Source organism: Marmoricola endophyticus (assembly GCF_014644415.1).
GTDB classification, from domain to species: Bacteria; Actinomycetota; Actinomycetes; order Propionibacteriales; family Nocardioidaceae; genus Marmoricola; species Marmoricola endophyticus.
In genome coordinates, this window is sequence record NZ_BMKQ01000001.1 from 257700 (window position 1) to 274664 (window position 16965).

Annotated in this window: 21 protein-coding genes; 12 read left to right on the forward strand and 9 right to left on the reverse strand. The window is 73.9% G+C overall.

Features of this window, described 5'->3' with window-relative positions:
- Window positions 1–9 precede the first annotated feature (9 nt).
- The 5 genes from IEX42_RS01265 to IEX42_RS01285 all read left to right on the forward strand — a co-directional run bounded on the left by IEX42_RS01265 (window position 10) and on the right by IEX42_RS01285 (window position 3828).
- Entirely contained in the window at window positions 10–627 is a 618-nt protein-coding gene (locus IEX42_RS01265; protein WP_188777521.1) for a DUF5998 family protein, read from the forward strand.
- Window positions 624–1787 carry an alkaline phosphatase family protein gene (locus IEX42_RS01270; protein WP_188777523.1) on the forward strand — a complete coding sequence of 388 codons (1164 nt, stop codon included), beginning with the start codon at window positions 624–626 and terminating at the stop codon, window positions 1785–1787. The genes IEX42_RS01265 and IEX42_RS01270 overlap by 4 nt, the downstream gene beginning before the upstream one ends.
- Before the next feature lie 160 nt (window positions 1788–1947).
- Window positions 1948–2742, forward strand: coding sequence for a sulfurtransferase (locus IEX42_RS01275; RefSeq protein ID WP_188777525.1), 795 nt, complete (start codon window positions 1948–1950; stop codon window positions 2740–2742).
- Window positions 2735–3184: an MOSC domain-containing protein gene (locus IEX42_RS01280; protein WP_188777527.1), complete on the forward strand. Its 450-nt coding sequence runs from the start codon at window positions 2735–2737 to the stop codon at window positions 3182–3184. Before IEX42_RS01275 ends, IEX42_RS01280 begins: the two co-directional genes overlap by 8 nt.
- Window positions 3181–3828, forward strand: a complete 648-nt coding sequence (locus tag IEX42_RS01285) for a dihydrofolate reductase family protein (protein WP_188777529.1) — start codon at window positions 3181–3183, stop codon at window positions 3826–3828. The genes IEX42_RS01280 and IEX42_RS01285 overlap by 4 nt, the downstream gene beginning before the upstream one ends.
- On the opposite strand, the gene IEX42_RS01290 is transcribed toward IEX42_RS01285, so the two are convergent.
- From IEX42_RS01290 to IEX42_RS01300, 3 genes are read right to left on the reverse strand one after another with little or no spacing between them, the layout of a single operon-like run.
- Window positions 3800–4477, reverse strand: a complete 678-nt coding sequence (locus IEX42_RS01290) for a TVP38/TMEM64 family protein (protein ID WP_188777531.1) — start codon at window positions 4475–4477, stop codon at window positions 3800–3802. The two genes, IEX42_RS01285 and IEX42_RS01290, sit on opposite strands and share 29 nt — an antisense overlap.
- A 7-nt stretch (window positions 4478–4484) precedes the next feature.
- On the reverse strand, window positions 4485–5156 hold the full coding sequence (locus tag IEX42_RS01295) for a thymidine kinase (RefSeq protein WP_188777533.1): 672 nt from the start codon (window positions 5154–5156) through the stop codon (window positions 4485–4487).
- A gap of 11 nt (window positions 5157–5167) precedes the next feature.
- Window positions 5168–5722: a VanZ family protein gene (locus tag IEX42_RS01300; protein ID WP_188777535.1), complete on the reverse strand. Its 555-nt coding sequence runs from the start codon at window positions 5720–5722 to the stop codon at window positions 5168–5170.
- Window positions 5723–5803: 81 nt separating this feature from the next.
- Here IEX42_RS01300 and IEX42_RS01305 point away from each other — a divergent pair, with 81 nt between their 5' ends.
- The gene (locus tag IEX42_RS01305) at window positions 5804–6352 is read left to right on the forward strand and encodes a GNAT family N-acetyltransferase (protein WP_188777537.1); all 549 of its coding nucleotides are present in this window, start codon (window positions 5804–5806) and stop codon (window positions 6350–6352) included.
- A 40-nt stretch (window positions 6353–6392) separates the two neighbouring features.
- On the opposite strand, the gene IEX42_RS01310 is transcribed toward IEX42_RS01305, so the two are convergent.
- From IEX42_RS01310 to IEX42_RS01320, 3 genes are all read right to left on the reverse strand, one after another.
- Window positions 6393–8411 carry an SDR family oxidoreductase gene (locus IEX42_RS01310; RefSeq protein WP_188777539.1) on the reverse strand — a complete coding sequence of 673 codons (2019 nt, stop codon included), beginning with the start codon at window positions 8409–8411 and terminating at the stop codon, window positions 6393–6395.
- 75 nt (window positions 8412–8486) lie between these two features.
- Window positions 8487–9536, reverse strand: coding sequence for a septation protein SepH (gene sepH, locus IEX42_RS01315; protein WP_188777541.1), 1050 nt, complete (start codon window positions 9534–9536; stop codon window positions 8487–8489).
- A 139-nt stretch (window positions 9537–9675) separates the two neighbouring features.
- Window positions 9676–10965, reverse strand: a complete 1290-nt coding sequence (locus IEX42_RS01320; RefSeq protein ID WP_188777543.1) for an MFS transporter — start codon at window positions 10963–10965, stop codon at window positions 9676–9678.
- A 23-nt stretch (window positions 10966–10988) separates the two neighbouring features.
- Here IEX42_RS01320 and IEX42_RS01325 point away from each other — a divergent pair, with 23 nt between their 5' ends.
- The 3 genes from IEX42_RS01325 to IEX42_RS01335 all read left to right on the forward strand — a co-directional run bounded on the left by IEX42_RS01325 (window position 10989) and on the right by IEX42_RS01335 (window position 13403).
- Window positions 10989–12140 (forward strand): ferrochelatase, encoded by a 1152-nt coding sequence (locus tag IEX42_RS01325; protein WP_188777545.1) that lies wholly within the window; start codon window positions 10989–10991, stop codon window positions 12138–12140.
- Window positions 12137–12949, forward strand: a complete 813-nt coding sequence (locus IEX42_RS01330; RefSeq protein WP_188777548.1) for an inositol monophosphatase family protein — start codon at window positions 12137–12139, stop codon at window positions 12947–12949. The genes IEX42_RS01325 and IEX42_RS01330 overlap by 4 nt, the downstream gene beginning before the upstream one ends.
- A gap of 163 nt (window positions 12950–13112) precedes the next feature.
- The gene (locus IEX42_RS01335; RefSeq protein ID WP_188777550.1) at window positions 13113–13403 is read left to right on the forward strand and encodes a DUF4193 domain-containing protein; all 291 of its coding nucleotides are present in this window, start codon (window positions 13113–13115) and stop codon (window positions 13401–13403) included.
- 103 nt (window positions 13404–13506) lie between these two features.
- On the opposite strand, the gene IEX42_RS01340 is transcribed toward IEX42_RS01335, so the two are convergent.
- The 3 genes from IEX42_RS01340 to IEX42_RS01350 are packed head-to-tail and all read right to left on the reverse strand — an operon-like array spanning window position 13507 to window position 15400.
- Window positions 13507–13905, reverse strand: coding sequence for a DUF4235 domain-containing protein (locus IEX42_RS01340; RefSeq protein ID WP_188777551.1), 399 nt, complete (start codon window positions 13903–13905; stop codon window positions 13507–13509).
- A gap of 34 nt (window positions 13906–13939) precedes the next feature.
- Window positions 13940–14437, reverse strand: coding sequence for a DUF3093 domain-containing protein (locus tag IEX42_RS01345; RefSeq protein WP_229660490.1), 498 nt, complete (start codon window positions 14435–14437; stop codon window positions 13940–13942).
- 27 nt (window positions 14438–14464) lie between these two features.
- Window positions 14465–15400, reverse strand: a complete 936-nt coding sequence (locus IEX42_RS01350) for a GlxA family transcriptional regulator (protein WP_188777553.1) — start codon at window positions 15398–15400, stop codon at window positions 14465–14467.
- 81 nt (window positions 15401–15481) lie between these two features.
- On the opposite strand from IEX42_RS01350, the gene IEX42_RS01355 reads away from it, so the two are divergent.
- The 3 genes from IEX42_RS01355 to dut are packed head-to-tail and all read left to right on the forward strand — an operon-like array spanning window position 15482 to window position 16953.
- On the forward strand, window positions 15482–16096 hold the full coding sequence (locus IEX42_RS01355; protein WP_188777554.1) for a DJ-1/PfpI family protein: 615 nt from the start codon (window positions 15482–15484) through the stop codon (window positions 16094–16096).
- 11 nt (window positions 16097–16107) lie between these two features.
- Entirely contained in the window at window positions 16108–16428 is a 321-nt protein-coding gene (locus IEX42_RS01360; protein ID WP_188777556.1) for a cupin domain-containing protein, read from the forward strand.
- Between the two features lie 48 nt (window positions 16429–16476).
- Window positions 16477–16953, forward strand: coding sequence for a dUTP diphosphatase (gene dut, locus IEX42_RS01365; protein WP_229660491.1), 477 nt, complete (start codon window positions 16477–16479; stop codon window positions 16951–16953).
- Window positions 16954–16965: the final 12 nt, after the last annotated feature.

Sequence of the window (16965 nt, forward strand, 5' to 3'; positions counted from 1 at the left end):
CTGACCGGCATGCGCAGCCACACCAGCAGCTCGCGGCCTCGTCACGACGAGCCGAGCGACCGCACCGCGGAGTTGGTCGCCGCCGTCGAGCAGACCGGGTACTACCCGGTCGTCGTGAACGACGGCATCGCCGGTGCCGTCGCCGGGGAGCCGGTGCTGGCCTACCTCGTGCACCACGAGCCGACCATCGACCGCGACGAGGTCCGTCGGCACATCACCGTCGCCGTCATCACCCCGAGCCGGCTGGTGATCGCCCACACCGACGAGAACCCGCCCGACGAGCTGCTGCCCGAGCCGTACACCTCGACCTCGACGGAGGCGATCGGCCTGGGGCGGATCCGCTCGGTCGTCGTCAACCGGATGGTGGCCAACCCGGGCGACCTCGTCCGCGAGGTCCCCCCGGCCGCCGAGGCCGTGCTGACGGTCGGCTGGGGTGGCGTCTCGCGCGTCGACCTCGAGCCGGCCGGGTGTGCCGATCCCGAGTGCGACGCCGACCACGGCTACACCGGCGTGCTGGGCACCGACGACTTCTCGCTGCGCGTCTCCGCCGCCGCCGACGGCCAGGGCGCGGTCGACCTGCTCCTCGCGTTCGCCGAGACGCTGTCCGCCAGTACGCAGCACCGGTGACCTCGTCCGACGCTGCGGGGCTCCTGGTCCCCTCGTACGGCTCGCGCACCCTCGCCGACGTCCTCCCCGCGGTCGGGGCCGCGCTCGGCGTCGACGCCGGCTACCCACCCGTGGAGCTCGCGCTGCCGGACGCCCCGGCGTACGTCGTGCTCCTGGTGGACGGGATGGGTGCGGAGCTGATCCGCAGCCACCGCGACCACGCGCCGTACCTCCACGCGATGCTGACGCGTGCGGGGGACGACGGGCTCGGCACCTGCGGGGTGCCGTCGACCACCGCGACCAGCCTGACCTCGCTCGGCACCGGGCTGCCGCCCGGCGCGCACGGCGTCGTGGGCTTCACCTCCCGGATCCCCGAGGGGCAGGGGCCCAAGCCCGGGACGCTGCTCAACGCGCTGCAGTGGAACCCCGACAAGCTCGAGCCCGAGCGGTGGCAGCCGCACGAGACGGCGTTCGACCGGCTCGGCCGGGCCGGCGTGGTGACCAGCGTGGTCAGCAAGCGGGAGTACGCCGGCTCCGGCCTCACCCGCTCCGCGCAGCGGGGGGCGTCGTACGTCGGCGCGGACCACGTGGGGGAGCGGGTCGCCGCCGCGGTGGCGGGGTCGTCGTACTCGCCGTCGCTGACGTACGTCTACGACAACGAGCTGGACTGGACGGGGCACCGCTTCGGCGTGGACTCCCCGGCCTGGCGCCAGCAGCTGATCTCGATCGACGCCCAGGTCGAGCAGCTGCGGGAGGCGCTGCCGCCGGCGGTACGGCTGCTGGTCACCGCCGACCACGGGATGGTCGACGCGACCGGGCCCGAGGACCGTGTCGACGTCGACGAGGTGGAGGGCCTGCGCGACGGCGTGGCGCTGCTCGGCGGTGAGGCCCGCCTGCGTCACGTGTACGTCGCTCCCGGTGCCGCCGAGGACGTCCGCGAGACCTGGGCGGCGCAGCTCGGGCACCGGGCCACGGTGCTGCTGCGCGAGGACGCCGTGGCACGCGGGTGGTTCGGCGCCGTCGAGGACCGCGTGCTCCCGCGACTCGGCGACGTCGTCGTGGCAGCGACGGGCAGCGTCGGGCTGTTCTCCTCGGTGGACTTCTCCTACGAGACCCGTCTGGTCGGTCTCCACGGGTCGCTGACGCCGACCGAGATGCGGGTGCCGCTCCTGCTCGACTGAGCCAACCCGGCGCAGACCTGCATCTCGGCGATGCCGACACGGCGGCAAGCACCAGGACCGCGGTGGGTACCGCGCCGGGTCGGGGAGGCACAGGTGCGGATCGGCGACGGGTCGTGGCGCTGGCGCTGCAGGTCCGCGCCGGGTCGGCATGATGGACGTCATGCACCCGCTGATCTCGCCCCTCGACCTGCGCTCCCGCCTCGGTGAGGTCACCGTGCTCGACGTCCGCTGGCAGGTCGGTGGCCCTCCGGGGCGTGCGGAGTACGACGCCGGTCACGTGCCCGGTGCCGCCTTCGTCGACCTCGACGAGCAGCTCGCCGGCACCGGCGGTGGGGGCCGGCACCCCCTGCCCTCGCCGGACGACCTGCAGGCGGCGATGCGCAGCGTCGGCGTCCGGGAGAACCGCCCGGTGGTGGTCTACGACGACTGGGGCGGCCGAGCCGCGGCGCGTGCCTGGTGGCTGCTGCGGTGGGCCGGCAAGGACGACGTCCGGGTGCTCGACGGTGGGTGGTCGGCCTGGGACGGACCGGTCGCCACCGGCCAGGAGGTGCCCGAGCACGGTGACCTCGTGGTCAGGCCCGGCGCGATGCCCACGCTCGACGCCGCGGGCGTGGCGTCGTACGACGGCGTGCTGGTCGATGCCCGTGCTCCCGAGCGGTACCGCGGTGAGGTGGAGCCGATCGACCCGGTCGCCGGCCACGTGCCGGGCGCGGTCAACGTCCCCACCGAGACGAACCTCGGTGCGGAAGGACGCTTCCGTCCGGCGGACCAGCTCGCGGCGCTCTACGCCGCGTCCGGTGTGGACGGCACCCGGCCCGTCGCTGCGTACTGCGGGTCGGGCGTCACCGCCTGCCACGACGTCCTGGCCCTCGAGGTCGCCGGCGTGCGGGCCGCGCTGTACGCCGGCTCCTGGAGCGACTGGGTCAGCGACCCGGGCCGACCGGTCGATGCCTGAGGTCGTCTCGATCCACGTCGCGCCCGGGCACCGCTCCGCGATGCAGCCGCGTGCGGCGATCAGCGTCGAGGCCGGTGCCGGGATCGTCGGCGACCGGTACCACGGCAGCCGGCACCGCCACCTCACCGTGCAGGCGCGCGACGAGCTGGACGCGGCCGCGGTCGTGCTCGGGGGACCGGTCGACGACGCCGCCACCCGTCGCAACGTCACCGTGGCGACCGGTCCGCTCCCCAGCGAGCCGGGCGACCGCCTCCGGATCGGTCCGGTCGAGCTCGAGGTGGTCCGCGTCGCCGCGCCCTGCCGAGTCATGGAGGAGACGCTCGGCGTGGGCGGTCGTGCATCCCTGCGCCGCCGTGGCGGGGTGGTGTGCCGGGTACTGACCTCGGGTCGCGTCCGGATCGGCGATGAGTTCCATGTCGTCAGCCGGTCGGAGCAGCCATGACAGCGCAGCTTCTCCGCGTCCAGAACCTCACCGTCTCCAGCGACGGCTACGCGGCAGGCGAGGGGATGACTCTCGAGCGTCCCTTCGGACATGCCGACCCGGCGGCGCTGATGTCGTGGGCCGGCGCCACCGCCAGCTGGCCCCACCGCACGGACGGTGGTGGCAGCCGCGGGCTCGACGACCACTTCACCCGCGACTTCACCCGCAACATCGGTGCCGAGATCATGGGCCGCGGGAAGTTCGGGCCGCAGACCGGGCCCTGGGAGGACCACGAGTGGCTCGGCTGGTGGGGGGACGAGCCGCCCTTCCACACGCCGGTGATCGTGCTGACCCACCACGAGCGACCGTCGTACACGCTCGGTGACACCACGTTCCACTTCCTCGACGCGTCGCCGGCGGACGCTCTGACGCGGGCCCGGCACGAGGCCCACGGAGCCGACGTCCGGTTGGGAGGAGGGGCGACGCTGATCCGGTCCTTCCTCGCGGACGACCTCGTCGACACGATGCACGTGGCGGTGGCCCCGGTCGAGCTCGGCGCGGGATCGCGTCTGTGGGAGTCACCCGACGAGCTGCTCGACCGCTTCCACTGCGATGTCGTGCCGAGCCCGAGCGGCGTCACGCACCACCTGTTCTGGCGGCGCTGACGCCGAGGCGTACCCGCCGCTGACGCCGGACCCCGAGACTCGCCAGCACGAGCACCCCGAGGAGGGCGAGACCGAACGGCCACGACACCGGGCTAGTGCCGTACGCCGCCAGGGTCACGTACGCCACGCTGTTCGGCAGCACGCCGAGCGCGGTGGCGGCGATGAACGGCGCGTAGCGCTGCGAGGTCAGGCCGAGGGCGTAGTTCAGCACGGTGTACGGGATCACCGGGACCAGCCGAGCGACCAGGATCGTCACGAACCCGCCCTGCGCCAGACGCTCGTCGATCGCGCGGACGCGGACCGGCAGCCGGTTCTCGATGAGGTGCCGCGCGTGGTGCCGGCCGAGCCAGCGGGACAGGGCGAAGGTCAGCACCGAGCCCGCGACCGAGCCGAGCAGGACGAGGGGGAGCCCGGCCAGGAGACCGAACGCAGCGCCCCCCGCGAGGGACATCACGCCCTTGGGCAGCGGCAGCAGGCAGACGAGGGCGTACGCCACCACGAACGCCGGTGCCGCCCACGGCCCCAGCCCGTCGGCCAGCGAGCGGACCTCGTCCCTCGAGGGCAGGCCCGGGCCGAGCGAGACCACCACCACGGCGGCGACGAGGACCAGCAGCACCACGGCCCGCAGCGCCGGCTTCGCCCACCGCACGACTGCTCTAGTCCCCGAACGGAAGCGGCTCGGCACTGAGCGAGACGGCGCGAGCGCGTGCGCTCGTCATCGAGCGCCTGTGGTGCTGGCGGCAGAGGACCTCGTACCCGACCTGTCCGGGACGGGACCCGGTCGCGGGCGCGCTGCGGTCGCCCACGTCGCCCACCACCAGGACGTCACCCTCGGTCACCATCTCTCCGTCGAGAGTACGGGCGTTGTGGGTGGCCCGGCGCCCGCACCAGCACAGGGCCTCGACCTGGAGGGTGACCACCCGGTCGGCCATCTCGACGAGCCGGGCGCTGCCGGGGAACAGGCAGGTGCGGAAGTCGGTGAGGATCCCGAAGCAGAAGACGTCGATCCCGAGGTCGTCGACGACGCGCGCGAGCTGGTCGACCTGCGCGGGCGCGTAGAACTGGGCCTCGTCGCAGATCAGGTAGTCGACCTGCGCGCCGCGGGTCAGCTCGTCGACGACGTACTCCCACAGGTCGAGGTCCGGGCCGACCTCCACGGCGTCGGCGGTGAGCCCCAGCCGACTGGAGATCGTCGCCTCGCCGGCGCGGTCGTGGGCGGTGAAGATCCGTCCGACCAGGCCGCGTGCCGCGTGGTTGTGGTTGGTCTGCAGCGCCAGCGTGCTCTTGCCGGAGTCCATCGTCCCGGTGAAGAACGACATCTCGGCCATGGCCGAGGATCCTAGGCGGACGCCCGGCGTGCCCGCCACGGACGCAGGAGCAGACCGAGGAGGAGGCCGGGTACGACGCCCAGCGCCGCGCCCGTGGCGTTGTCCACCATGTCCGTGACGTCGCAGGCACGGTCCAGGCGTGCCAGCGCGAGCTGGGTGACCTCGATGCCCACGGACCCGGCGGCCAGCGCGGCGACGCCGAGCGGGACGAGCAGCGTCGCCGCCCGGGGCCAGCGCAGGCACAGCAGGGTCCAGCACGCGCCGGCGGGGACGAAGAGCGCGGTGTTGAGCGCGCGCTGGGCGCCGGAGAAGATCCAGAATCCGTCCGGCGCCGGGCCGCCGTAGTCGAAGGAGCAGCTCGCGGCGCGGGTCTCGGCGGGCACGATGGTGATCACGCCCGACGGCGGGGTCAGGGTGGCGAGGCCGATGGCCAGGAGCGACCAGCCGAGCGCAGCGGCGGACCAGGCGGTGACGGCGCCGACCCGGGGCGTCGCGAGTACGGCGCCCACGGCGAGCACGACCGCGAGGCCGACGGCGGACAGCACCAGCACTGCTCCCGCTCCCATGCCGGCCACGCTAGGGCACGCTGCTCAACCCGTGGCCTGCTGCGCGCGCACGGGGACGTACCCAGGCCGTAGGTTCGCCGGGTGGACGAGGTGTCGGTGAGGACGCGGCGCGACGGCGATCTCCCTGCCCTGCTCGAGATCATCAGCGCCCAGCAGGCCGAGACCGGCTACCCGCTGCGGTGGCCCTGGCCCGGTGATCTCGCCGACTTCGTGCGCCGCCCGGAGGAGGTCGCCGCGTGGGTGGCCGAGGTGGACGGTGCCGTGGCCGGCCACGTCGCGCTGCACAGGGTCGCCGATGACGAGCTCGGCGCGCTGTGGTCGGCGGCGCACGGTGTGCCGATCGACGAGCTGCGGTGCGTCGGCGTCCTGTTCGCGGACCGTCGGCGCTCCCGCCGCGGCGTCGGGTCGGTCCTGCTCGACCGGGCCACGCGGGCCGGCCTCCGCGACGGCAAGGCACTCGTCCTCGACGTGGTCGCCGGGCACCGCGAGCCCGTCGAGCTCTACCTCCGGCGGGGCTGGGTCGTGGTCGGGCATGCCCGGCCGGACTGGCTGCCCGCGTCCGAGGACCCGGTCCTCGTCATGGTGCTGCCGAGGTCGAGCGAGCACGGTCCGTCGACGACCCGCGGGTGACCACGCGCTGACCCGGTGACGGAGCCCCAGCGGCGCTCTGTCACCAGTGGATGCCCTTGAGCAGCCGTGCGAGGGCCATCTGCTCGCCCTCGGAGCGGCCGGAGTCGCCGCGTGCGGCGGCCGAGTCCGGGAACACCTGGTACGCGAGGTGCAGGACGCGGAACGCGGTCTTCGGCGCCAGCGTGTGCGCGACGGCGCCCAGGTTGCCGAGGTGCGTGTTCACCTCGTGCGGCCGGTCGACGAGTGCGCCGATCACCTTGTCGGCGGCCTGCGCCGGGGTGATCGTGGGGAACCGGTCGTACAGCTTCGTCGGGGCGATCATCGGCGTGCGCACCAGCGGCATGTGGATCGAGGTGAAGGAGATCCCGTCACCGACCAGCTCGGAGGACACCACGTTGCTCCACGAGTCGAGCGCGGACTTCGAGGCGACGTACGCGCTGAAGCGCGGCGGGTTGGTCTGCACGCCGATCGAGGAGATGTTCACGATGTGGCCGTGCCGCTGCTCCCGCATCATCGGCAGCAGCCCGATGATCAGCCGGATCGCGCCGAAGTAGTTCAGCTGCATCGTCCGCTCGAAGTCGTGGAAGCGGTCCTCGGACAGGCGCAGTGAGCGGCGGATCGAGCGCCCGGCGTTGTTGACCACGTAGTCGATGTGCGCGAAGTCCTCCCCGAGCTGCTTGGTCAGGGCATCGATGGCATCCATGTCGGAGAGGTCGCAGGCGTACGCGTACGCCTCGCCGCCCTGCAGCTCGAGCTGGTCGCGCAGCGCCTCGAGGTTGGGCAGCCCGCGGGCGACGAGGATCGGGATGCCACCGGCCTTCGCGACCTTCACCGCGGTCGCCTGGCCGATGCCGGACGAGGCGCCGGTGATCACGACGTGTCGACCGGCGAGGGCCCGGACGGCGTCCTTGTCCTGCCGGATGGACTCGTCGAGGAACTCCTCCCAGTAGCCCCAGAGCTTGTCGGCGTACCCCTCGAGCGTCGGGACGGCGAGTCCGGAGCCGGCCAGCGCCTGCTCCGTGCGGCGCGAGGCGAAGACCGGGACGAACGACACGTGGCCGAGCACCTCGGGGGGCACGCCGAGCCGGCCGATCGTCTGGTCCAGCACCAGTCGTCCGACCCCGTTGTCGGCGATCGCCCGCAGCAGCGAGGAGGGCCGCAGTGCCGAGGGCAGGACGGCGGACGCCACGCCGGTCAGGCTGCGGTCCAGCGGTACGACGAAGCGCGGGGCCCGCGCCGCGGCCGCGATCGTGTTGATCAGACCGATCGCCGGCTGCGGGTCGGGGTTGACCAGGTGGAAGGCCTCGCCGTCGCGACCCTCGAGGTGCGCCAGGTGGTCGATGGCCTTCGCGACGTAGTCGACGGGGACGACGTTGGTGTCGCCGAGGTCGACCCCGACCAGGGGGACCCACCCCGGGACGAGGTCGCGGATCCGCTGGAGGAGGCCGAAGAAGTAGTACGGGCCGTCGACCTTGTCCATCTCGCCGGTCTCGGAGTGACCGACGACGATCGCGGGCCGGTAGACCCGCCAGGGGACGGCGCTCTGCTCACGGACCACGCGCTCGGACTCGTACTTCGTGCGGTGGTAGGCCGAGGGCAGCGACTGCCCCTCGTCGAACATCGTCTCGTCGAACAGGCCCTCGTAGTCACCGGCCGCGGCGACCGAGGAGACCTGGTGGAAGCAGCCGACCTCGAGCGCCTCCGCGAGGGCGAGCGCCTCCTGGGTGCCGCCGACGTTGAGCTGCTCGTTCTGCTCCTCGGTGGCGGTCATGTCGTAGATCGCTGCGAGGTGGAGGAAGTGGTCGACGGAGCCGGCGTGCTCGGCGATCCACTCGGGGTCGACCGCGAGCCGCTCGCCGGTGAGATCGCCGGTCACCACGGCCAGCCGGTCGATGTCGGCGTCCGGCGCGGCGGCCTGCCAGCGCCGCTTGAGCACCTCGACCTTCGCGGCGGACCCCTCGCGGACGAGCAGGTGGATCTCACCCTCCCGGTTGGCCAGGAGCTCGGGCACCAGGTGCCGTCCGATGAACCCGGTCGCGCCGGTCACGAAGATCGCCATGCCCGGAGCCTAGGCCTCGAGTGACGTGTCGCACAGGCGCACGAGGGACGTCGGCGCCAGGGAATCAGTGCGTCCCTAGTCCCGTCCGCCGAACATGATCTCGTCCCAGCTCGGCACCGAGGCGCGGCCGCGCTGCTTGCGCGGGTGGCGGCGGGCCAGACCGGTCGTGTCCTCGCGGTCCTCAGGCTCGGGAGCGTCCTCGGGGACGTCAGGGGCGTCGTCCGCAGCCGACGCGTCCGGGAGCGGGTGGTCGAAGAGCATGTCGAGCATGCCCTCCTCGACCGGCGTCTCGTCGACGTCCGCGGTCGGCTCCCCGGGCGAGGACAGGACCGCACCGGTGTCGGGCAGGTCGGGCGGCGGAGCCAGGCGCAGGCGCCGGGGGGCACCGAGCGCAGGGTCGACCTCGACGGGCGCGGCAGAGGCTCCGGGGACCGGAAGGGGGTCGGGCTCGGCGGGAGGCGTCAGGGGGGCCTCGCCCACCAGCCAGCGTCCGGCGTCGTCGAGGGGCGTGACGAAGCGGCCGCGGTGGTCGAAGCTGAACGTGGCCTCGCGGGCGTCGCCGTCGACGGAGTACGACGCCGTGAGCGTCCAGCGGCCGTCCTCGCGGCGCCAGGCGTCCCACTCCACGGAGCCGTACTCGATGCCGGCCTCCACGGCGCGTGCGGTGCAGGCGTCACCGAGCGTGCGCGCCGGACCGACCTGACCGTCGGTCGCCTCGGGGGAGCGGCGGACCGACGCGGACAGCGCGGTGTCGGCCACGTGGGCGCGCTCGGCGAGCACGGGCCCGGCGTACGCGAGCACCTTGGCGACGGGGTTGCCGGTCGTCTCGGCGATCGTCTCGGCGGACTCGCCCGCGCGCACCCGGTCCTGGATCTCCCGCGGACGCAGGGGCACGGGCGTGGTTGGCTCGGTCGACTTCGACACGGTGGGCTCCCTCTGCTGAGGACCAGCACCGGGGGTGCCGGCGGCTGACCCACTCGAGGCCGAGCAGGCCACGGGGTCGAGGAGGTCGTGCAGGCGAGCATCGACGGGAACGGCGTACTCCACCCCGGCGGCGTCGACCAGCAGCAGCATCGCGCCACCCCCGGTCAGCCGCACCGGTTCGAGTGCTCGTGGGTCCCTCATCGCCTCGTCCGCCTCCTCCTGTGCCCCGTGACGACCAACCTAGGACCCGGCAAGGGTGGGCGTGGGGAGCCGGGCCGCGACGCGCCCGGAGAGTCACGCATCGGTCACGGGTCCTGTGACTGACGAGACGGATGAGACCTCAAGTGACGGGAGTGAACTCGTCGGGTGACGATCGAGGTCCGCCGTCACGGGCGGCGGCGGCAGCGACCACGGCCAGCACCGCGGACGCGACGCCGACCCCGTAGGCGGCGGAGCCTCCGGCGCGGTCGACGACGAGGCCGGCGAGCGCCGCACCCGGGGCGATCCCCGCCCCCAGGCCCGCCTGCATCAGCCCCATGCCCTCGGTCAGGCGGGTCGGCGGGACCGTCTCCTCCACCCGGGTGATCGCCGCGACCAGCGTCGGGGAGATCGCCACCCCGGCGACCAGCAGCACCACGCCCATCGGCACCAGGCCCGGGAGGAACGGGGTCGGCGCCATGGCCAGGGCCAGGAAGGTAGCGCCGGCCCGCAGCCGTACGACGCTCGAGGCCCGCCAGGTGACCGCGCCGACCACGACCCCGGAGACCAGGCTGCCCAGCGCCCACGCGGCCAGCAGGACTCCCGACGCTGCCGGCGCACCGGCCTCGCGTGCGAACGCCACCGTCGCGACCTCGACCGAGCCGAACATCGAGCCGGCCGCGACCCCGGACGCGGTCAGCACGAGCAGTGCTCCCCAGGGCATCGGGCCGGACCTGGTCCGAGGCGTGTCGGGCACGCGGCGTCGAGGCGGTGGCGCCGTGCGGTCCTGCAGCGCGAGCGCGACCGTCCCGGAGGTGCCGAGGACGACCGCGGCCACCAGCCCGGCGACCGGGGCGACCAGTGTGGCCAGGAAGGTCGCCACGGTCGGGCCGACCATGAACACCACCTCGTCGAGCACCGCCTCGAGCGCGAACGCCGTCTGCTTGGCCGGGACGTCGGCGGCGAGGACGTGCGCCCAGCGGGCGCGGACGCTGCCGCCGACCTGCGGCTGGGTCGCGCCGGCGAGGGCCGCCGCCGCATGGGGCCAGGGCGCCGACCAGTCGTCCAGGACGGCTCCGACGACCAGCCCGGTCCCGAGGGCGAAGAGCACGCCGGCGACCAGGAGCACCGGCCGCTGGCCGAAGCGGTCCAGCAGCCGGCCCTGCGGCACGGCGAGCGCCGCGTTGGCGACGACGAAGGCGGCGGAGACCTGCCCGGCGAGGGTGTACGACCCGTCGCGCGAGGTGATCAGCAGCACGATCGCCAGCGTCATCATCGACAGCGGCATCCTGCCGATCACGCCCGAGCCGGAGAAGGCGAGGGCGCCGGGCCGGGAGAGCACCCGGCGGTACGCACCGAGCCCCGCGCGTGCGGCGGTGAGTGGCCGGCTGCGCACGGTCGGTCCCGTCCCGGGGGAGGGAGGATTCGCCACGTCGGCGATCCTAGGATCGAGGGGTGCCACTCAGCGACGCAACCACCGTGCCCGACACCAGCCCGTACGACGCACTCCTGCTGGTCTCCTTCGGCGGGCCGGAGAAGCCGGCGGACGTCGTGCCGTTCCTCCGCAACGTGACCGCCGGCCGGGACATCCCGGACTCGCGCCTGGAGGAGGTCGGCGAGCACTACTACCAGTTCGGTGGCCGCAGCCCGATCAACGGCCAGAACCGCGCCCTCCTCGCCGCGATCCGCGAGGACCTCGCCGCCGCCGGCATCGACCTGCCCGTCTACTGGGGCAACCGCAACTGGGCGCCGTACCTCGTCGACGAGGTCGCGCGGATGCGCGGGGACGGCGTCCGCCGAGCCCTGTGCTTCGTGACCTCGGCGTACTCGTCGTACTCCGGGTGCCGGCAGTACCGCGAGGACCTCACCGCGGCGCTGGCCGAGCTCGGTGACGCGGGGGGTGTCGACCTCGTCCTGGACCGGACGCGGGTGTACTTCAACCACCCGGCCTACGTCGACACGATGGTCGACGCCGTCGTCGCCGCGCTGGCCGAGCTGCCGGACGAGGTGCGCACGGACGCCGAGATCGCCTTCGTCACGCACTCGGTGCCGGACTCGATGAACGCCTCGAGCGGGCCGACGGGGGAGGCGTACGTCGCTCAGCACCGCAGCGTTGCGAGCCGAGTCGCCGCGGGGGTCGCCGAGGCGACCGGGACGGCGCACGACCAGAGCCTGGTCTTCTGCTCCCGCTCGGGGCCGCCGACGGTGCCGTGGCTCGAGCCCGACGTCAACGACCACCTCCGGGCGCGCGCGGACGCCGGCGCGCGGGCGGTGGTGCTGGCGCCGATCGGGTTCGTCTCCGACCACATGGAGGTCATCTACGACCTCGACACCGAGGCGATGGCCACGGCGAGGGAGCTGGGGCTGCCGTGCACCCGCGCCGCGACGGCGGGGGTGGAACCCCGCTTCGTCGCCATGGTCCGCGAGCTGCTGCTCGAGCGCGCCGCGGCCGAGCGTGGCGAGGATCCGTCGCGCCCCGCCGTCGGCGACCTCCCACCGGCCTGGGACCGGTGCGCACCCGACTGCTGCGCGAACGCGCGCTCGCAGCGCGAGGCGCTCGTCGGCGCCGCGTCGAGCATCGAGGACATCGGGGCGCCACTGCCGTGACGGCGTACGACGACCTGCGCGACCTGGCGCGCGACGTGGCCCTGACGGCCGGCGCGCTCGTGCGGCAGATGCGGGCGGACGGGATGGACGTCGCCGCGACGAAGTCCTCGCCCACCGACGTCGTCACCGCCGCCGACCAGGCCTCCGAGCGGCTGCTGCGCGAGCGGCTGCTCGACGCCCGCCCCCAGGACGGGTTCCTCGGCGAGGAGGGCGACGCCGTCGAGGGCAGCTCCGGCGTCACCTGGGTGGTGGACCCGATCGACGGCACGGTCAACTACCTCTACGGCGACCCCCAGTACGCCGTCAGCGTGGCCGCCCGGGTCGACGGGCGCTCGGTCGCGGGTGCCGTCTTCCAGCCGCCCACCGGGGCGCTGTTCACCGCCACACTCGGCGGCGGGGCGTGGCTGGGGGAGCGGCGGCTCGCCGTGCGACCTGTCGTGCCGGCCGCGCAGGCGCTCGTGCACACCGGGTTCGGGTACGAGGCCCACGTGCGCGCCCGCCAGGCCGCGGCCGTGGCGGAGCTGCTGCCGAGGGTGCGCGACATCCGTCGCCCCGGGTCGTGCGCGCTGGACCTGTGCGCCCTCGCCGCCGGGTGGTGCGACGCGTACGTCGAGGAGGGTCCCCACCTGTGGGACCACGCCGCGGCAGGACTCGTCGCGACCGAGGCGGGAGCGCGGGTCGAGGTGCTCGACCCCGGCACCGGTCTGGACCTCGTGATGGCCACCCCTGAGGGTTCTTTCTCGGCATTTCGCGACCTCTGTGAGGCCTGCGGTTTCGTGGGCGACGGGGCCGGGAACACTTCGGGCTGACCGTGCGTTCGTCAGGTCCGGTGCCCCAGTGACGGAGCCGACGTACGACGCACACAGCAACGTCGTGCAATCGGGACCCCGATGCTGCACAATCCGGCACCGACGAGGACCACACGCCGCCCACCCGTCACGAGCGGGCTGCGGCAGAAAGAGGGAGGACACCATGGCCACCGACTACGACGCACCGCGCAAGACCGACGAGGAGCAGGGCGAGGAGAGCATCGAGGAGCTCAAGGCCCGCCGCCACGACAAGAACTCCGGCAAGGTCGACGAGGACGAGACCGAGGCTGCCGAGTCCTTCGAGCTGCCCGGCGCCGACCTGTCCCACGAGGAGCTCGCGGTGGAGGTCAAGCCGCGGCAGGACGACGAGTTCACCTGCATGAGCTGCTTCCTGGTGCACCACCGCAGCCAGCTCGCCGACGAGAAGAAGCTGATCTGCAAGGACTGCATCTGACGCCTTCCGCCTCGACGTCACCCGTCGTGGTCGGTCCTCGTCGCGTCGTTGACGCCGCTCGGCCCCGCACCGCACCAGGTGCGGGGCCGAGCGCGCTCCAGCCCTACTTCTTGCTCTTCTTGCGCTTCTTCTTGTCGTCGCCGTCGTCGATGCCGGCCTCCGCAGCGGCGTAGCGCGCGGCTCGTACGTCGTCGGCCTCCAGCTCGGGCGGCAGGTGCCCGGTCGACTTGACGTAGTAGCCCGCCGCCCGGCGCGTCGCCAGCATCCGGATCACCGCCACGGCCGTGCCGGACACGGTCGCCCACACCACGGCCTCGCGCAGCGCGACGTCGGGGTCGGCGGGGTTGGCCGGCGGCTCCTTGCCGGTCGCGGCCTTCCAGCCGCCGTTGAGGGCCTTGCGGGTCACGCTCGCCGCGCCGACACCCACCACCAGGGACATCAGCGACCAGACCTTCGAGGAGTCCTTCGGCAGGTCCTTGGACTTCTTGCCCTTCTTCGCCATGGCACCACCCTAGGGCGCCTCGGCGCCGACGTCGTCAGGACCGCGTACGGGCGGACTCCACGGCGCGTGCCAGCCGCTCGGGCCGGCGGGTCGAGAGCAGCCAGTACGGCGTCGGGTCGTCCGGGTCGGTCAGCGTCACCCGTACCGAGCGCTTGAGGTACGGGCGGGTGAGCAGGAACGCACGCACGTCGGCGTCCACGCCGAGCACGCGTCGCGTGCCCTCGGCGTCCAGCGCCTCGGCGCCGCCCAGCAGCGACACGGGGATCCTGGCCCTGCCGGCCAGCAGCTCGCCGCCGGTGACGGCGATGCGCGCCGATCCCAGCCGGAACAGCATCGCGTAGCCGAGGGCGGCCAGCGCGGCGGTGACCGCCCACGCGACCACGGAGGGGATCGCCACGATCATCGCGAGCCAGAGCGTGGCCAGCAGCATGGTGCCCTGGACGTACCACCGCAGCGGTGCCGTCAGCCGCTCGGAGTACGACCCACGCGAAGCCACCTGCGCCCCGCCCGCCGTCGTCGCATCCTCGTCCACGGCGGTCAAGCCTCCCACCCCGCCTGATCAGCGCGTGCCCCGGTAGGCCCTCCGGTACGCGCTCGGCGACGTCCCCGTGTCCTCCTGCAGCCTCGCGCGGAGGTTCGCCGCGCTGCCCAGCCCGCTGCGCGCGGCGACCTGCTCGACACCCAGGTCGGTCGTCTCCAGCAGGTGCCGCGCGAAGGCGACCCGCCGCCGGCCGAGCCACCGGCCCGGGGTCGTCCCGGTCTCGGCGACGAAGCGGCGGGCGAAGGTGCGCGGCGCCCAGCCCGCGTGGGCCGCGAGGTCCGTGACGCTCAGCGGCTCGGCGAGGTGCTCCTCGGCCCACCGGTACGTCGGCCCCAGCCCGTCGCCGCCGGCGGGGACCGGTCGGTGGAGGTACTGCGCCTGGGTCTCGGTGCGGTGCGGCGCCACCACCATCCGCCGGGCGACCTCGGTGGCGACCCGCTCGCCGAGGTCGTGGCGGACCAGGTGCAGGCACAGGTCGATGCCGGCGGCCACCCCCGCGCTGGTCAGCACCCGCCCGTCCTCGACCCAGAGCACGTCGGGGTCCACCTCGGCCCCCGGACACCTCCGGGCCAGCTCGGGGGCGTCGCGCCAGTGCGTGGTCGCGCGGCGGCCGTCGAGGATGCCGGCCGCCGCGAGCGCGAACGCGCCCGTGCACACCGACACCGTCCGGGCGCCCGACCGGTGCGCTCGACGCAGCGCCTCGAGAACCACCGGGGGCGGCTCGTCGAGCGGGGCGTACCCGGGCACGACGACGGTGTCGGCGTCCGCCACCGCGTCCACCCCGCGGTCGAGCAGGACCGAGAAGCCGGTCGTCGTACGCACCTCGCCGGCCTCCGTCCCGCACACGGACAGGCGGTAGTCGCCGGCCTGGTCGGGGTGGCCGAAGACCTGGGCCGGAACGGCGAGGTCGAAGGCGACGACGCCCGGCAGCGCGAGGACGACGACGTGGTGCACCGGCCCAGTGTGGCAGGAAAGTTGCGCTACAGGTCTTTCCTGCCCCTGGCTGGAGACGCCCCGAGACCCGAGGGTGGGCGCATGGACGAGGGCGACGGCGCGCGTGGGGGTCGGACCATCGGGATCGTGCTCTTCGAGGGGGTGGAGGAGCTGGACGCCGTCGGCCCCTGGGAGGTGCTGGCGTACTGGTGCCGGGAGTTCCCCGGCGACGGGTGGGACGTGATCTGCCTGAGCCCCGACGGCGAGGCGGTCACGGCGGCCAAGGGGCTCGTGCTCACCCCGCACCGCGGGTTCGGCGACGCCCCGCCGCTCGAGGTGCTGGTCCACCCCGGCGGTCGGGGGACCCGTGCCCTGGTGGACGACGAGAGCCACCTGGCCTGGGTACGTCGCCAGCGCGGCGCCGCCTCCCTCCTCACGAGCGTGTGCACGGGCTCGCTCGTACTGGCCGCCGCGGGCCTGCTCGCGGGGCGCCCCGCCACCTCGTACCACGACAGCCTCGACGAGCTCGCGGCGCTCGACCCGAGCGTCGAGGTCCGCGACGACGCTCGCTTCGTCGACGACGGTGACGTCATCACGTCGGCGGGTGTCTCCGCCGGTATCGACATGGCGCTGCACCTGGTCGTACGGCTCGCGGGGGCGGACCGGGCGCGACAGGTGCGCCGCGGCATCGAGTACGACCCCGAGCCCCCGGTCTGAGGAGGAGAGCGATGAGGATCATCGACGCCGCGAAGGTCACCGGCGCGGCCGCATGGGACGCCCTGGACCTGGTCGGGCCCGGTGTGCTCGACCCGGCGACCGTGCGGCTGCACTGGACGGACCGGCCGTACGTCTGGCACGTGAACGACGGGGTCGAGGTGTTCGTCGTGCTCGACGGCGCGGTGGACATGCACCACCGCGTCGCGGGCCGCGAGGAGGTGGTCCGGCTCGTGGCCGGACGGGTGTGCGTGGTCGAGCCGGGCGACGAGCACGTCGCGCACCCCGCGCCCGAGGCACGCGTCCTCGTCGTCGAGCGCGCCGGGAGCGTCTGAGACATGCCCGAGGCCATGACTCTCCATTCGTGGCCTAGCCTGCCGCCCGTGGTCCAGATCCTGCTCAAGCGGCTCGACGACGGCGTTCCGGTGCCGTCGTACGCCCGACCCGGCGACGCGGGCGCCGACCTCTGCACGAGCGTCGACGTGCGCCTGGGACCGGGGGAGCGTGCCCTGGTGCCCACCGGCGTCGCCATCGCGCTGCCCGAGGGGTACGTCGCCCTGGTGCACCCGCGGTCCGGGCTCGCCCTGCGCCACGGGCTGTCGATCGTGAACGCCCCCGGCACCGTCGACGCCGGCTACCGCGGCGAGGTCAAGGTGCTCCTGGTGAACACCGACCCCAGGACTCCGGTCGAGCTCTCCCGCGGGGACCGCGTCGCCCAGCTGGTCGTGCAGCGTGTCGAGCGGGCCGAGTTCGAGGTGGTCGACGACCTTCCTGCCTCCGAGCGCGGCGTCGGCGGCTACGGTTCGACGGGTGGGTTCGGGCCGTCGGGGTCCGGACCGGACCAGACCACGTCGACCTAGCAGGAGGACCGC

Bases quoted from the DNA above. Each gene is read 5' to 3' on its own strand.
- IEX42_RS01265 (WP_188777521.1), top strand. From the start codon at position 10: ATGCGCAGCCACACCAGCAGCTCGCGGCCTCGTCACGACGAGCCGAGC.
- IEX42_RS01275 (WP_188777525.1), top strand. From the start codon at position 1,948: ATGCACCCGCTGATCTCGCCCCTCGACCTGCGCTCCCGCCTCGGTGAG.
- IEX42_RS01280 (WP_188777527.1), top strand. From the start codon at position 2,735: ATGCCTGAGGTCGTCTCGATCCACGTCGCGCCCGGGCACCGCTCCGCG.
- IEX42_RS01285 (WP_188777529.1), top strand. From the start codon at position 3,181: ATGACAGCGCAGCTTCTCCGCGTCCAGAACCTCACCGTCTCCAGCGAC.
- IEX42_RS01295 (WP_188777533.1), bottom strand. From the start codon at position 5,156: ATGGCCGAGATGTCGTTCTTCACCGGGACGATGGACTCCGGCAAGAGC.
- IEX42_RS01300 (WP_188777535.1), bottom strand. From the start codon at position 5,722: ATGGGAGCGGGAGCAGTGCTGGTGCTGTCCGCCGTCGGCCTCGCGGTC.
- IEX42_RS01310 (WP_188777539.1), bottom strand. From the start codon at position 8,411: ATGGCGATCTTCGTGACCGGCGCGACCGGGTTCATCGGACGGCACCTG.
- sepH (WP_188777541.1), bottom strand. From the start codon at position 9,536: ATGAGGGACCCACGAGCACTCGAACCGGTGCGGCTGACCGGGGGTGGC.
- IEX42_RS01335 (WP_188777550.1), top strand. From the start codon at position 13,113: ATGGCCACCGACTACGACGCACCGCGCAAGACCGACGAGGAGCAGGGC.
- IEX42_RS01340 (WP_188777551.1), bottom strand. From the start codon at position 13,905: ATGGCGAAGAAGGGCAAGAAGTCCAAGGACCTGCCGAAGGACTCCTCG.
- IEX42_RS01355 (WP_188777554.1), top strand. From the start codon at position 15,482: ATGGACGAGGGCGACGGCGCGCGTGGGGGTCGGACCATCGGGATCGTG.
- IEX42_RS01360 (WP_188777556.1), top strand. From the start codon at position 16,108: ATGAGGATCATCGACGCCGCGAAGGTCACCGGCGCGGCCGCATGGGAC.